Source organism: Lysinibacillus sp. NPDC059133, assembly GCF_042755925.1.
In the GTDB taxonomy this organism is placed as follows: domain Bacteria; phylum Bacillota; class Bacilli; order Bacillales_A; family Planococcaceae; genus Lysinibacillus.
On sequence record NZ_JBHZDH010000082.1, the window covers coordinates 1 to 15,068 of the forward strand.

The 15,068-nt window shown below is 34.3% G+C and carries 10 protein-coding genes and 7 pseudogenes; 5 read left to right on the plus strand and 12 right to left on the minus strand.

The features are described 5' to 3' along the window. The first annotated feature begins 347 nt into the window (after window positions 1–347). The gene (locus ACFXN8_RS24875) at window positions 348–2,441 is read left to right on the plus strand and encodes a beta strand repeat-containing protein (RefSeq protein WP_386848126.1); all 2,094 of its coding nucleotides are present in this window, start codon (window positions 348–350) and stop codon (window positions 2,439–2,441) included. Between the two features lie 591 nt (window positions 2,442–3,032). Here ACFXN8_RS24875 and ACFXN8_RS24880 read toward each other — a convergent pair. The 8 genes and pseudogenes from ACFXN8_RS24880 to ACFXN8_RS24915 form a co-directional block, all read right to left on the minus strand. After that, a pseudogene (locus ACFXN8_RS24880) lies at window positions 3,033–3,638 on the minus strand (acyltransferase family protein); the annotation flags it as partial. Between the two features lie 263 nt (window positions 3,639–3,901). Next, window positions 3,902–4,363, minus strand: coding sequence for a GNAT family N-acetyltransferase (locus ACFXN8_RS24885; protein WP_386848127.1), 462 nt, complete (start codon window positions 4,361–4,363; stop codon window positions 3,902–3,904). Between the two features lie 204 nt (window positions 4,364–4,567). After that, a pseudogene (locus ACFXN8_RS24890) lies at window positions 4,568–4,684 on the minus strand (HIT family protein); the annotation flags it as partial. A gap of 10 nt (window positions 4,685–4,694) precedes the next feature. Beyond that, window positions 4,695–4,850 (minus strand): annotated as a pseudogene (locus tag ACFXN8_RS24895) (phosphopentomutase); the annotation flags it as partial. A 56-nt stretch (window positions 4,851–4,906) separates the two neighbouring features. Beyond that, on the minus strand, window positions 4,907–6,304 hold the full coding sequence (locus ACFXN8_RS24900) for an MFS transporter (protein ID WP_386848133.1): 1,398 nt from the start codon (window positions 6,302–6,304) through the stop codon (window positions 4,907–4,909). A gap of 196 nt (window positions 6,305–6,500) precedes the next feature. After that, entirely contained in the window at window positions 6,501–6,632 is a 132-nt protein-coding gene (locus ACFXN8_RS24905) for a hypothetical protein (protein WP_386848128.1), read from the minus strand. A 56-nt stretch (window positions 6,633–6,688) separates the two neighbouring features. Next, window positions 6,689–6,911 (minus strand): annotated as a pseudogene (locus tag ACFXN8_RS24910) (purine-nucleoside phosphorylase); the annotation flags it as partial. A gap of 306 nt (window positions 6,912–7,217) precedes the next feature. Beyond that, entirely contained in the window at window positions 7,218–7,958 is a 741-nt protein-coding gene (locus ACFXN8_RS24915; protein ID WP_386848129.1) for a GntR family transcriptional regulator, read from the minus strand. Window positions 7,959–8,136: 178 nt separating this feature from the next. Between ACFXN8_RS24915 and ACFXN8_RS24920 the strand changes: the two are divergent. Beyond that, window positions 8,137–8,528: pseudogene (locus tag ACFXN8_RS24920) on the plus strand (tyrosine-type recombinase/integrase); the annotation flags it as partial. Window positions 8,529–8,755: 227 nt separating this feature from the next. On the opposite strand, the pseudogene ACFXN8_RS24925 reads toward ACFXN8_RS24920, so the two are convergent. Both ACFXN8_RS24925 and ACFXN8_RS24930 read right to left on the minus strand, forming a co-directional pair. Next, window positions 8,756–8,932 (minus strand): annotated as a pseudogene (locus ACFXN8_RS24925) (helix-turn-helix transcriptional regulator); the annotation flags it as partial. Between the two features lie 153 nt (window positions 8,933–9,085). Next, the gene (locus tag ACFXN8_RS24930) at window positions 9,086–9,952 is read right to left on the minus strand and encodes a phosphotransferase family protein (protein WP_386848130.1); all 867 of its coding nucleotides are present in this window, start codon (window positions 9,950–9,952) and stop codon (window positions 9,086–9,088) included. 409 nt (window positions 9,953–10,361) lie between these two features. Between ACFXN8_RS24930 and ACFXN8_RS24935 the strand changes: the two genes are divergently transcribed. Beyond that, the gene (locus ACFXN8_RS24935; RefSeq protein ID WP_376070305.1) at window positions 10,362–11,018 is read left to right on the plus strand and encodes a hypothetical protein; all 657 of its coding nucleotides are present in this window, start codon (window positions 10,362–10,364) and stop codon (window positions 11,016–11,018) included. Between the two features lie 342 nt (window positions 11,019–11,360). Here the strand turns inward: ACFXN8_RS24935 and ACFXN8_RS24940 are convergent, their stop codons facing one another. Then, window positions 11,361–11,738 (minus strand): hypothetical protein, encoded by a 378-nt coding sequence (locus ACFXN8_RS24940; RefSeq protein ID WP_386848131.1) that lies wholly within the window; start codon window positions 11,736–11,738, stop codon window positions 11,361–11,363. 677 nt (window positions 11,739–12,415) lie between these two features. Between ACFXN8_RS24940 and ACFXN8_RS24945 the strand changes: the two are divergent. Both ACFXN8_RS24945 and ACFXN8_RS24950 read left to right on the plus strand, forming a co-directional pair. Then, window positions 12,416–13,449 (plus strand): annotated as a pseudogene (locus ACFXN8_RS24945) (IS1595 family transposase). A 185-nt stretch (window positions 13,450–13,634) separates the two neighbouring features. Beyond that, window positions 13,635–14,168 (plus strand): hypothetical protein, encoded by a 534-nt coding sequence (locus ACFXN8_RS24950; RefSeq protein WP_132358150.1) that lies wholly within the window; start codon window positions 13,635–13,637, stop codon window positions 14,166–14,168. A 270-nt stretch (window positions 14,169–14,438) separates the two neighbouring features. Here ACFXN8_RS24950 and ACFXN8_RS24955 read toward each other — a convergent pair whose 3' ends face one another. Then, window positions 14,439–14,855 (minus strand): VOC family protein, encoded by a 417-nt coding sequence (locus tag ACFXN8_RS24955; RefSeq protein ID WP_386848132.1) that lies wholly within the window; start codon window positions 14,853–14,855, stop codon window positions 14,439–14,441. Window positions 14,856–15,068 lie beyond the last annotated feature (213 nt).

The following is a 15,068-nucleotide window of genomic DNA, read 5'->3' on the forward strand; positions in this document are numbered from 1 at the left end:
TTGCATTTTAGATAGTCACTTCCAATTTCAAATTTTCTAAACTTAATTCAACGTTATACTTTAATATTCCTTCTTGCACTAACCTGCTCCGTTAGTTGAATTAAAAAAAGATGGGATCTCTATGGAATCCCATCTTTAAGTAAAGCACCCATTAGCTTAATAAGAGAAGTTAATTTTCGGAGGCATTGTACCCCAAGGCGGATTATACAAAGTAAATCGCTAGAGCCCCTTGTTCCAACCCCAACGACAAGAACCGTCCCCTTAACCCAGCTACGTTTTTCCACTCTGGCATATAATTTTAATAAGGTTATTTTATAAAAAACAATATAAAGGGGATATATATATAAATGATTGTAGATGTTAATGTTTTTAACTTTACTGATATCACAACAGCATTAGTGAGCGCACAAGACGGAGATGTATTCAATTTTTTTATAATAAATGATATCAATTTCAGTAGTGTTGTTTTGATACAAAAAAATATCACCATTAACCTGATAAATAGCAGCGGCAGTAGTAGTGTTACACTTGCGATTACAAGTGGAGGAAGCTTTCGTCACTTTTCAACGTTAACAAACGGCAGTTTAACCGGAGTATCGATGAATGTAGGTGTAGGTATCATCCTTGATGGCGGAGGGACGGGCGGAGGTATATTAATTTTCGGTTCCAATTGTTCCCTAACGCTTGATGGCAGCACAATTACCAATTGCAGGAGTAGTGGCAACGGTGGCGGCATCCTGGTTCAGGGCAATATTAGTAGAAGCAGTCTGATCATGAACGCCGCGCTCATAGAAAACTGTTTTGCTGGTAGTGGTGCCGGTGTCTTTGGTGCTGACTGTGACATCGTGATGAACGGTGGGGAAATAACAGGCAACCGTGCGAACAACAGCGGTGGCGGTATTACCACAATAGCGGGAGGGAACAGTCTGGGTTCCACCCTTACCATTAACGGAGGAATAATCACCGCTAATTCTACCGTGGTGGCTTTCGGTGACGCAGGAGGTATAAACGCGTTTGACACCATCGTTACAATTCAAAACAGTGAAATAAGCAACAATTCGGCCGACGGCAATGGCGGCGGCATCTATTCAATGCCACAATCTTTGGGTAGCAATGCAAATGCGCTTGTTATCATGAACAGCACAATAATTGGCAACAGTATAAGAAATTTCGGCGGAGGTATTAGGGTACAGGGTGTTCTAGGCGAATTTTCAATTACAAACTGCTTAATTACTGAAAATAAGGCAGTCAGTGTTATAGCCGGCTCAAATCAAGGCGGTGGCATTTACTTCTCCAGTGGTTCCACCCTTACCCTGAGCGACGGCCAGGTGACCGGAAACACGGCGGGAACAGGAGGAGGCGGGATTTTTGTAAATGATGGCTCTATCCTTGTCCTTACAGGGATCGCTGAGGTAAGCGGAAACCAGGCGGGCCTTGAAGGTGGCGGCATTGATGCATTTTCCGGCTCTTCCGTTACCATCGAAGGAAACGCAAGAGTTATCAATAACCACGCAAACAGCAACGGGGATCCCCAAAATGCTACCCGTGGCGGCGGAGGGATTGCGCTTTTTGCATCGACCCTTACGGTAAATGCGAATGCGACCTTCAGCGGCAACTCATCTTTAAGCTACGGCGGAGCAATTTGGACTTTTCCGACATTCACTCCCATCTCAACTGTTACCATTACGGGCGGGACGATTGAAAATAATACAGCAAATTTTGGCGGTGGCATCTCCATGGGCGCCGTTCCAGGATTCACACCTACCTTAACGATAACCGGCGGCATAATTACGAATAACACCGCATTAACGGATGGCGGCGGCATCATTGCCATGGGTTCGCTCGTTTCAATTGCCGGCGCTGAAATAACAAATAATACCGCCGGTGGGGACGGCGGAGGTATATTTACGGATGAGCTCGCCAATGTAACGGTATTTGCCTCCGTTATATTCAGTGGAAACCTTGCGCTAACATATGCGTATTGGGCTATCACAAACGGGGGTGACAGCGATATATATAAGACGCATATATTTACAGAGCATTTCAGCACTTTCATCCCAAATCAGACGCCGCCACCGTTGGTATGGTCTTTTCTAAATGCTTATAACAATTACGACATCAACTATGTTAAGCCGGTGAAAATCGTAACAGTAAACTTTGTAGAGTTCAATAACCCCGCCCATGTGATACATTCAACCATTATTAACAGTTTTATTGGCGCCACGGTAATCATTCCGCCGTTTGAAACGTTTACGGACATCAATGGTACGCTATGGACATTGTTCCCTCCAGATCAGCCCGCACAAACAATACAATTAATCAATCCTGAGGCAGATTACGTCGTTACATTCACTTACGCAACAACACCTATATTCACGATAACACGTAGGTCTGTTAACGCCTGCTGTAAAGGCATTCGCATTGATTGCGATAACTGCTAACTGACCTGTCATCGGTAAAAAGCGCCACGTCTTGTGGCTTTACCGAAATGACCGACATCGTGTCTACCCTCCTGCAGGTCAAAGCACAAAGCCGAATCCGGAACTATTCCGCTGTAGTAAATGGATTTTCTATTGAAGCATTTATTAATATAGAAGTTTTTCAGTTTTATTTCAATTTACCCTATTGTTAAAACGCTTGTTTATTACCGTTATATAAACTATCGGAAGTGTTTAAAATCTTTTGTATCTATTTAATTTTGTTTAGTTGGTCACTTTTTTAATAATATTTGAAGTTGTATATTAACTTAAAAGTCACTCCACTTGAGGAGTGGTGCGAACTTTTTCACAAATTATCAAACTTTATTTTAAGCTATTTTCTAAAAGATTGTTGCTGTTAAAACATAAAAACAGTGTTAATCTACAAAATGTGTAGAATCAACTCTGTTTTTATGTTTGATATTTTGTAAATCGAATATTTAACTAAAGCACCTCGTTAGTTGAACAAGAACCATTATTTATATGACACATCATTATCCTACTATTAAGACAAAAGTAATGCTGGCTTTTCCATTTATCTAAAAATTATTTCCTTTACATCATTTTTTTGAGGTATGGAATCTTTCGCCATACAAAATGACTTAGCAAAAAACTTAGAATGATTCCTAAAAATGCCGTTATAAGAAATTTAGCCATGACCGGTATTGGTAGGTCATTCAATGTATATTGAAGGAAAACAACTACTGGCACATGGATGAAATAAACAACAAATACATTGTTTGATAACATCTTTGACCAACGATTAGTGCCGTTAATTTTTTCTCTAAATAAAATTAGAAGACCGATTACAAGCGAAATACGCAGTAACGTCTCAATGAATGATCGAGTCAACGAACCAAGGTTTTGTCCACCCTTTAAAAGAAAAGGATCTACCGTATTCCCTCCAAAATACAAAATAGTTACTATTAATACTCCAATAAAAAGCCAGATGTATCCTACTCTCGCGCTCAAAGTTAAAAACCATTTACGATGATTGACCATAATGCCTAAACAAAAGAAACTCACATACTGTGGTACATGTGCAAATTCTGTTTGAATAAATCCTACGAAAGCTGTCCAATGATCAATAGGAAACCAGATCCTTGTAATGAAAGTCACTAAACTAACGAAGCTATTTCGCATTATCTTACTTATATGATATAGATAATAAGTTAATTACTTTTTCCACTAAACCTGCCCCGGAACAAGCAAAAAGAGCCTTTTAAGCAATTCCTATTTTCAAGTATAGCACCCGTTAGCCATCCATGAAGCGCAAAAATCAGCTCTTCACCACAGAAAATGAAAGATGATTAAGTTCTTTCATGGGAGTTGAATAAGGGTACATAATAAATTTGATAATAAATCCTGCAATTTAATCGTCAATACTGTTATCAACGATATCCCATACAAGATGGTGATGTCCCTTAAAAGTAATTGGGGATTTCAAATGATATAGAGTCGATATCGTTTTCTTTTGAGTAGTACATACAAATACTGTCTTTATATTTTTGACTTTCATTAGGTAGAACAATAAAGCCTAATCTATTATAAAAGTCTGTCCCAATATCACTATACAGGAAAAAGTTGTTACAGTTTTCTTCCTGTTCTAATTTGTTCATTATTTCTTTGACTAATAAAAAAGCATATCCATTTTTTCTTGAATTTGCAGGAGTAGCGATTGATCCTATCCCTCTTACAATTAAGTCTTCTGAAGGGTTAAGTTTATATATGATGAGAGAACTTAATAATTCCTTTGTATCTGTTGCTTCAAGAACGTACCATTTCCCCTTCTTATACTTACTTGAATCCTGACACATTGTTATATATTCTTCTACTGGCATATCATTTCCCCAAACATCAAAGCCCATCATATAAATATCTATCATATCTTCTTTTGTTGCTTCTCTTATTTTTTTTCAAAATACCTCTCCTTCTGTTGTATTTGGTTATACATTCTTTTCGACTTTTCGATTATTACGACCTCTATTCTTATTGAGCTAACCTGCATCGTTAGTTGAATAAGAATAGAGCTGCCTAAGCAACTCAATGATCTTCAAGTAAAGCCCCCGTTAGCTTAATAATTTATCCTTTTATTTATCAGCACTTTTAAACATATACCTAATACCTTTACCCGCAAGTGGTTCATCTTCATATCTTGGTAATACATGAAAATGAGAATGAAATATATGTTGTCCTCCAATCACGCCACTACCTCCTTAATCCTAGCTTTTCGGTGTTCGGCATGTTCAATCCGTTAATTTTCTCTGCTATATGTAGAAAAGTATGAGCACCTTCATCTCCAAACTGTCTTGCGTCGGGAGCTTCACCGATTACAAATAAAATATTCTTTTTAAAATGTGGTGATTGCTTCATTATAATACTTCTTCTTTAATATGTTTAAATAAAGTAAAGAAAGCTATTTATTAACATCAATCTTTGGTAATTGTAGTATTGGTAGTTCCTCTAGCAATTAACAACCAATAAAACCCCATACAAATGAGTGAGATCAATCCTAAGATTATTAATATATTGCTATACAATGCTTCATTTCCTGTGCTTAGGTAATCTAACCAACCACCCTTTAAAGCTTTACTACTCATCATTGATGCGACATATGCAATTCCAATCGATGCCGCAATATTAAAACTTAAATTATAAAATCCTATGGCTGTACCCGATTTTTCTTCCGGAACAGCACCTACTAATGTATCAAACCACGGTGCATACATTAATGCAAAAGAACCCGCTAAGAAAGTCATACAAATTACTAAAATTACTTCGGAACTATTAACAAAAAATCCGCCAACTAGAAAACTAGCTGTAATTAAAGTAATTGCTATATATATACATTGTTCAGTACTTAAAAACTTGGCAATTTTACCAGATGTTGCTCCAATAGCAGCTGCTATAACGTAAACTGGAATAAACAATAATGAGATTGTATCTAAACTTAAACCGTATAGTTTCTCAAAAAGAAATGGAAACATGAATATATATGCTAACTGTAAAGTGTATAGTGGAAAGGTTATAGCAATCACCTTTAGAAAGAGCTTGTTCTTGAAAAAGGTGATGTCAATAAATCCTTTATCACTTTTAGAAATGAAAAGAATAAAGAAACATATAGCCACAATAAAAGTAATAAGATAGATCCAATTAAATTCTGATACATACATGATAAGGGAACCTGCTATACATGCGACTAGGAACAAGCCAACTACATCAATTCTGCCTTTTTTCATTTTCTCTTTTGGAAGAAGTTTCAATATAAATGGTAAGATAATTAGAGTTAATAAAGGAATTAAGAACAATACTGTCCAGTGAATATAAGTAGAAATAAATCCGCCGGCCATCATACCTAGCACCTGAGAAATCGCAAATCCCATAGTACTAAATCCAAAGAATTTTTTTTGCTCATGCACTGGCAAGTACTTTGTTACTGAAACAACATATAAGGTTTCTGCTGAAGCTAAACCAGCTGATTGAATCACCCTTGATATCACGATCATAATAAATGAATGTTGAAATATATATCCCATTAATGATCCGACACACATTAAAATGATTCCAATACTTAATAATGTACGAACGCTAATTGTATCAGTAAGAGAGGCATATACAACTGCCCCAATTCCAATGACTAAACTAGCAAGTGTTACTTGCCAACTTACAACTGAAGGTGATAATCCAAACTCTTTTGCTAAATCAGTTGATATGATACGGAAGGAATTATTTACAATTAAGGTAAAGATAAATAAAAGTAAAATAATAGGAACTGCCTTTTTAAAACGAATGGATTGATCAGACGCATTTTCATTTAATGTTTCCATCATTCAAGACCTCTCATTATAGAAGTTGTTATATTAGTTTTTCAACCCTTATTGAAATATATTTATTTCTTTTATCAGGATTATCTATTGATAGAAAAGTAGAGCTTGTATACCTACTAACTAGATAAAATAATCCTTAAAGCACCTATGCAAGTTCTAAAGCGATTTGGATCATTATCGTAAACGCTGTTTCTCTTTATTCAGTTGTAGCATGATCATCCTTTAGCATATGATCACTTACAGTTAAAATACAAAGCGCATTAACTCCTGGGCAGTCTGCATAAATTAATAAACCAGCCACCTCCATATTCCCACATTGCATACCCACATCTACCCACTTTTGGTTTTATTTAAATTTACATCAAAAAAATATCAATATTAACACATACTTGGCATTCTCATACCCGTTCCCATGACTGAAATACTTTTTCCATTATATTACCTGTATACCCAAACATATTGCGAACTGAATTAAACCGAACAGCATCTTCTAAAAATTCTCTGCAATAAATTTCGCTCTTATCGGGTCTCCTGGTAAAAGAATAGTATCTGCGATTTCTACTCCATTAGATTTAATGTCTGGTGTTTGTTTACAAGTTGTACTCATTTGAATTGCTCCTTTTTCTCAGTCAAACTATTCTTTCAGTCTGAAAGATTGTAATAATTTTTAATTTTGATCAAATATTAGAAAAGACCTTAATCATTAGATTTATTTAAATAATGGACATACTTAAAGTTTTGATTTATTAAAATGAACCATTGTCTTTATTTCATCTAATCGTATAATCACTTGTCTAATTTTTATTTTTTTATCATAGCACTTGTATGATTATTAAACAATTTAAAAAATAAAAAAGTATTGATTTCTAATTGAAATACAATACTTTCTTAATTATTTCCTATTAACTTATCATTATTTATTCGTAACATTGATAATTATATCACTCGAATTTTCCGGAATATAAAACTTATTCACTAAAAGAGGATACATTTCATTAACATATAAGCTTTCAAATAAAATATTGCCTTTATCGCCACCAACAATGTTTTTCGTATCAGCATCCTTTGTTCCATTTGATCTTTTTATCTCTATCGTTGCTGAACTAGCAATTTCATAGACTTTGCTATCCAACATGTCTAATAGTTGTTTATCATCATTTAAATCAATTCCTAGCTCAGAAACCGTCTCAATACTCATGTAAGTAAAAGCAAAAGCAACTTCCTTCCCCTCACTTTTATACCACCTTTTAATAGCAACTACTGCTGCGCTCTTTCTTAATAAGATTTTTGAAGTGTAATCGCTACTTGTATCTAACCTATAACTAATACTGACATTATCTATTTTACTTGTATGGCACTTATATATAGGATTCCCCATTTTTTCTAAACCAGACTTTTTTTTATTTGATACTGGTTTTGCAACATAGTTACCCTTACCTTGAATATTTGTTAATAAACCATCTTCTTTTAAGAGTGCAAGCGCTTGACGCAAAGTCATTCTACTTACATTAAACATTTTAGCCAATTCGACCTCTGAAGGAAGCTTATTATCAATTGCAAAAACACCATCCATTATCATCTTATACAACTCATCATAGACAGTAATAGAAAGAGGCTTTTTTGCCATTTTACTATTTCTAATTTTAATTTCCATTCTTTCACACACCTATATATTAATGTTAAAACAGAATATTTTTCATATTTATTTATTAAAAAAATAATATTTGTATTTTTATTATAACATGTGGATAAATTCGAATGAAAGGAATCCAAATTCCACTCTTCTATACCTACAATTATTCCTATTTCCAGAATAAAATATTACGTCACATATTAATTGGTCCAACCAGTCCGTGATCGTTAGAGAAAAGGCGATAAGGAAAGGGAAGTTTATTTTAATACACGTTGCGACATATGGCTTAAACGCAATTTAGAAAGCCGGGATGACCATAATCCTGCCATCTTTGTGACAGCAAGGCAACCACATAAAATGAGTGTCGCCCAGATGCGATACTTCATCAAGAGGATCTCCAATCGCGCTGAAATTAATAAAGAGATTCATCCACATCAACTTAGACATAGCTATGCAACTCATTTGTTGAATAATAGGGCTTCAATTGAAGTCATACAAAGTCTTATGGACCATGAGAAAAGTGAAACCAGCAGGATATACGCTCAATTAAGCGGGAGGCTAAGGAAAGAGTATTATCAGAAGTATTTTTAAATGTAAAAGTAGCAACACCTAAAATAGAATAGGGTTGATTCCTGATTTACCTTTCAACTCAATATAAAAAGTTCAACCAGAAAATTCTGGCTGAATTATATAATACGAACCCCCCGTTAGCCATCCATGAAGCGCAAAAATCAGCTCTTCACCACAGAAAATGAAAGATGATTAAGTTCTTTCATGGGAGTTTAAGAAGAAGTTGTTTTGAAATTAAAGGACAGTACTCATAAAGAGTTTAGGTGCATTTCTATAGACTTTGCCTTATCATAGATCAATTTTTTTAACATTTCAGGACTAATAGAATTAATTGATTGTCCAAATTTCAAAAAATAGTTAGCTATAAAATCTTCCTCTGCTTTATTAAAATAGCCAGTTATTATGAAATTTTCATTGTCACTTTGAAAGTACCATAATAAATCCTTCTTCAACTAACCTGCTCCGTTAGTTGAAGAAGATAAAAATGGGATTCCGCAGAGATTCCATCTTGAAGTAAAGCCCTCGTTAGTTTAATAAGAACAGCGACACTTCTTCAACAATCGCGCCCGATTGTTGAATTAGTTGATAAAATCAAAAATATCAGTTTCTATTGTCCATTCCAAACGTCTTATCCACTCCTGTTGCACTTCTAATGGCGCATTTTTAATCTTATGTAGGATTTTCCATACTTTATAAACACAATAACCCTTTAATGTTTCAGAAGATAAAAAAATAGGGTTATTGGTTTTATATTGTTCAATAAAAACGCTGTTTAATGAATCCGCTTGTTTGGGATAGTGAAGTTTGGTAAACCAGCATACCCAACCTACATCATTTAAAGGGTTCGCCCATTCAGACCACTCCCAATCTAAAACAGTAAGGACGTTATCTTCGGTGTATAATACATTGTGCATTCCATAATCACCATGCGTTAAAACCCAATCCATTTTAGAATCATTGATTTTTTGTAATATCACTTTAGATTTTCTTTTTAGTTCTTCAGGAACAAAATCTAAACTCATTTTTATAGCGTGTAAGTCACATTCTTTTATTCCATTTGAGCTAAAATTATATTTTTTGGAATGTATGTTTTTAGCAAGAGATTTACCTAAACTTTTATATAACTCTTTTATTTTTTCAACACCGTTATCATCAAAAATTGCTTGACCATTTTTCCCTTCTCGGTATTCCATTACTGTTATTTGATTATCATTGGTTTCCAAAAGTTCATAAAATTTTGGTGCTATTCCTGTTTCTTGAATTAATTTCAAACAATTTATTTCATTATAAATATCCTGGCTAAAAGTATTAGCCACTTTAACAACTAATAAAGGATGTGTCCCATCTAATAAATAAGTTGTATTTGTATAACCTCCAGTTAAACGAGTGGGAGAAAAATTACCATATTTATTTTTTAATTGCCTTTTTATTAGTTGTTCTGTCAAAATAACACTTCCAATCCTTCATTTAGTATTTCAATATTGCAACGATAAAAAAAACCTCTTTAAAATAAACAAGAAAAACCCTTTCGGTTCTTAAATTAAGAGGCCATTTCATAAAGAAAGATTCATTTATCATTAAAGAATAGCGCCCGATTATTGAATAACTTTTAACTTCTATTAGCTGGTTTAATTGAATAAGGAATTAGTATTTATTACTTTTAATTATCTAATTTTCTTTTAATCAACCCAACCCATTCACCTCTCTTGAAACACCGGAACCACAAAATGAATCAACCTTTATACAAATAATTCATCAGGCTTAAAGACCCATTCTTACTACCAAGGTATTTTGATAAAATCAAAAATATATTGTTAAACTACAATAAATATGCTTAAAGCACGGAGTGAAAGAATGAATACCTTTATAAAAGTTCTTTTAACTATACTTGGGGTTTTTGTATTATTGATTGCAAGTATCGCGTTATATTTTAGTGACTTTTCTGAAAAACGCAAAGTTAAAAAGTATGCAGAAGATACATATGGCTATGATGTAGAGATTAAACAATTATATAGAACAGGGATTGGTTCTGATTATGAATACGTTGTCTTTCCAAAAGATCATCAACATTTAGAATTCAAAATCATACTAAATCCTTATTCAGATACGATAACAGATAACCATGCAAGGGCCTTGGAAGCGGATAAAGCATTGCACAAATTGGATAAAGTGATTCCAGCTATTGAAGACCTCGGGTTTCAAGGTCCAGACTATACTAATAAGGAGATCAGCATACTCTTTTCGGATGAAACGAAAAAGCATGCTCTTTATTTATATACTGCTGCTCCAATTGAAATGGCTACCTTTGAAAAAAATGAATTGGACCGTTTCTTTGAATTGCAAAATTTAATAAAACAAAGTGGCGCTCCCATTACCTATGTGGTCGTCGAAGACATGAGGGGACCTGCTGATAGCAACTCCATTTTGTTCTATATGAAAGATGTACAAAGTACTAACACGAAAGAAGATTTCTTGTTACAGTTAAAAAAAGCTAACCGCGGTTTGAAGTGAGGTAAATACTATCTTACAACAGTCCTTTTCAGAAAAAGATATTAACCACATACGATTGTTTACTAAATAGACATACTCACGAAATGCATTACCTAAGTTTCTTCTAAGAAGTTACTTGGTAATGCATTTTTTCAAACGTTGGTTAGCTTAGTATGTAAGCTAGACTGTCCTTTGAACATCATTATCTAGGTCGGTCCATAAGACTATTTCTTGGGTGGTATTGCTCCACAATATGGCCCGATTATTGAACTAAAGTTAAACAACGCTCTTCAACTAATCTGCTTCGTTAGCATAAGAAACGCCCGTTTTTATGATACAATCGCTAAAGAAAATTTATTACTTTTAATCCTTAGGAAAAATACCTGATGTAACTCTATTTAATATTTTTCTTAATGGCCATTGGCACAAAGATATTGTGATGATTATTAATAAAATGAAAACAACTAATTGCATAAAGCGACTTGAAAATTGTCCAGCAATCCAATTACCTCCATAATATATACAAATAAACCACAAAAACACTGTAGAAAGATAGACAAAAGAAGCGAGAATTAATTGTTTAGCCTTTAATTGTCTTATTGATTCTCTATTTTTGTGTATAAGATTGATTGCTACGACTATACAGTAAGCTATAATAATATAATTAAACACACAAATCCGCCCTCCCTTTATTGAATCTTTTTTCTCAAAAATATCCATATTATAAAGTTTTCTTTTCAACTAAGCTGCCTCATTAGTTCAATTAAGAAAAAAGAGCTGTCTAAACAGCCCAATGAACTTCAAGTAAAGCCCTTCATTAGTTGAGAAGGAAATCATTGTCTATATTTACTCATTGTTTGTCCTTATTCCACTTGTATGGAGTTTCCGCCCATTTAAATAACAGTAAAAACAAGAATGTTATAAAACAGATCATTATGTTATTTGTCCAATTAATCTCTTTGCTAGTAATAAATTGCCCAACGGTTAATACCACAAAATATATTAAGGGAAACCTAATGCTTTGCCTAAACATAATATCACCGCCTTCATTCAGATATTTTCACAAATTTTAGTTATTAAACTAAACTCCTCCATTTCAATTTCCCTCTTTTCACCTCTTATCCCTAAACTTTAATACGGACGAAAGGGATAAAAGTTCCAATTTTGAATAAAATACACATCTTTAATAAACAAAAATCTTTGGCTGCTTATTGAACTAATCTGCTCCGTTAGTTGAAGAAGATAAAGATGGGATTCCGCAGAGATTCCATCTTGAAGTAAAGCCCTCGTTACTTTAAGTACATTTCTTCACAAACTTAATAGGGTGCGATTGCTTTTATTAAGGCTGTTTTGATTGTTGCTCTCTTGAAAATACTGAATATGGTTGAATATAATGCATTTTCAGGAGGCGTTCAATAATGTGGAGATATGTATATGAAGCAGTCGGAGAATTAGGAAAAGCAGATCAACTAGCCTTATTTAAGGCAATGAAACAAGATCTATATCCAAAAGAAGAAAATAAAATGGAAGAATTACTTCCTAAGATCAAGGAGTCTCGCTTTTCGTCTGGTTTAGGTTGTCTTCATTGTGGAAGTACTGCCGTAAAACGTAATGGTAAATATCGTTCTAGACAAAGATATTTATGTAAGGATTGTGGAAAAACATTTAATGATATGACAAATACGCCTTTTTCAGGTTCGCGTTATCCGGAAAAATGGATTGAATACATTAAAATGATGATAAACGGTGTTACATTACCGAAGATTTCAGACTCTTTAAAAATTCATATATCTACCGCTTTTTATTGGAGACATAAGATTTTAAACGCTTTAGGAAGTCACAGCTTCAACCAATTATCTGGCATCATTGAAAGTGATGAGACTTTCTTTCGTGAATCTTTAAAAGGTCGTAGATTTACACATCGTAAACCAAAAAAACGAGGAGAAAAGGATGAAAAACGAGGGATTTCAAATCAGAAAATTGCTGTAGTTGTAGCACAAGATCGAAATAACAATATTATTGCGAGGATGGCGGGTAGAGGTCGTGTAAAAGCAGAAGAAATTAATGGGGTTGTCGGGGATTATATAGCCCATTCTTCTTTGTTATGCACGGATACCGCTACCAATTATAAAAAATTTGCAGCAGCAAAAAATCTTAAACACGAAACAGTTAATCTTAATCAAAATCAACGAGTAAAAAAGGGATATTCCATATACAACACGTTAATAACTTCCATCGCCGTTTGAAAGGATGGATGGAACGATTTCAGGGCGTTGGTACGTATTATTTGGATAGTTACCTTTAGTGGTATCGTTGGCTTGAGTTACATAAAAACTTGGCATTTGAAAATCGGGTAGAGCAAATGCTTATTTCAACTTGTCAAAAATCTAACTATTTCACAATTGAAGCAATAAGAAAAGGCAAAGAGCACCATTTATCAGATGCTTTTTAAGCGGATTCAGTGGTTTACTGTTATTCAATTAGCGAAGCAAAAAGAGGTTTTCGCTGAATTAATATGGTTAATTTGATAAAATGTGGAATTTTTTTATTGTTTCTCCTTATAATATAATATACAATATATAAGCGTGTGTTTTTATACTACTAGATTTTTTGTAAGTAAAAGTGTGGGGTGGTTAATTGAATTTTATTACTTGGTCAATTATTGCAGCAGAAATTGGTTTTTGGATTGTTATAATACTCGGTCTAACTTTACGTTATGTATATAACTTTAAAAAAATGGGATCGTTCTTTTTACTTCTAACACCCGTGATTGATTTGTTTCTGTTAATCGTAACTGCTATAGATCTATTAAAGGGTGGAAATGCAACTACGTCTCACGCAATTGCTGCTATCTATTTAGGTGTGTCGATTGCTTTTGGAAAGAGTATCGTTCGTTGGGCTGATGAAAGGTTCTTATACTACATAAAAAAAGAGGGAACAAAACCTGAAAAAAAGACTGGTTTTGCATATGCTCGTAATTCTTTGAAAGGGTCTTTTCAGCATTTATTTGCATATATCATCGGAGCAGGATTTTTATTAATATTGATATACCTAGTAAATGATGCGGACCGTAGCTCTAAACTTTTTGAAACACTAAAAGTATGGTCTTTAGTACTGGGAATTGATTTTATCATATCTATTTCATATTTCATTTGGCCACGAGGAAAATAGTTATTTTACATAGAAGTAAGTAAAATATTTTAAAAATAATGAATGTTTTTTCTTCAACTAACCAGAGCTTTCGTTAAATTTTCGATTCACGAAATATCAAACCGAAAAGACAGACTTATCCTACACATTTTGTAGATTAAATCTGTCTTTTAGTTTTAACAGCAACAATCTTTGAGTAAACAGCCTTTATTAAACAATCGCACCCGGAAGTTAAGTAACTTTATTTGACTTTCTGTTTAAACACTCGTCACGAAATGGCAAATCGGATTTTCAGCCTTGCGGCATTTTGCTTATATCCATATACAACGCGTTCCACCGATGACCGTCCGGATCTTCAAAACCGCAGCCGTACATCCAGCCACCCTTTTCACCCGGCTTGCTGAATACGGTGCCGCCGGCACGTTCAGCTTTCAAGGCGAACTCATCAACTTCATCCCTGGAGTTCGCCCCCAGAGAGAATAACACTTCAGTGCCCTGCCACGAATCTGCAACCGCATTACCAGCAAAACCGCGGAACGCGGATTCCGGGAAGATCATCAAAACAACCTGATTGTCTCCGACAATCAAACTGAATGAGCCTTCTTGACTCACATACTGCTCATTCAACCGAAAACCGAGCTGCGTATAAAACTCCTTTGCTCGTTTTGGTTCTCGCACTGGCAGGTTCAACCATAATTCTCTCGACATACCTAACAACCTCCTGATATAGAGATGCAGTAATCACTCTCACCCCTATATAAATTCAAATTCAATGCTTATTATAATCTTTCCTTCTTGTTTGGAAATTAATCCTTCTTCAACTATTCTGCTTCGTTAGTTCAATAAAGAAAAAAAGAGCTGCATAAGCAACTCAATAATTTTCCAATAATGCACCTTTTTGTTTAATAAAATTTTGAAACA

Bases quoted from the DNA above. Each gene is read 5' to 3' on its own strand.
- ACFXN8_RS24900 (WP_386848133.1), bottom strand. From the start codon at position 6,304: ATGGAAACATTAAATGAAAATGCGTCTGATCAATCCATTCGTTTTAAA.
- ACFXN8_RS24875 (WP_386848126.1), top strand. From the start codon at position 348: ATGATTGTAGATGTTAATGTTTTTAACTTTACTGATATCACAACAGCA.
- ACFXN8_RS24885 (WP_386848127.1), bottom strand. From the start codon at position 4,363: ATGATAGATATTTATATGATGGGCTTTGATGTTTGGGGAAATGATATG.
- ACFXN8_RS24935 (WP_376070305.1), top strand. From the start codon at position 10,362: ATGAATACCTTTATAAAAGTTCTTTTAACTATACTTGGGGTTTTTGTA.
- ACFXN8_RS24955 (WP_386848132.1), bottom strand. From the start codon at position 14,855: ATGTCGAGAGAATTATGGTTGAACCTGCCAGTGCGAGAACCAAAACGA.
- ACFXN8_RS24915 (WP_386848129.1), bottom strand. From the start codon at position 7,958: ATGGAAATTAAAATTAGAAATAGTAAAATGGCAAAAAAGCCTCTTTCT.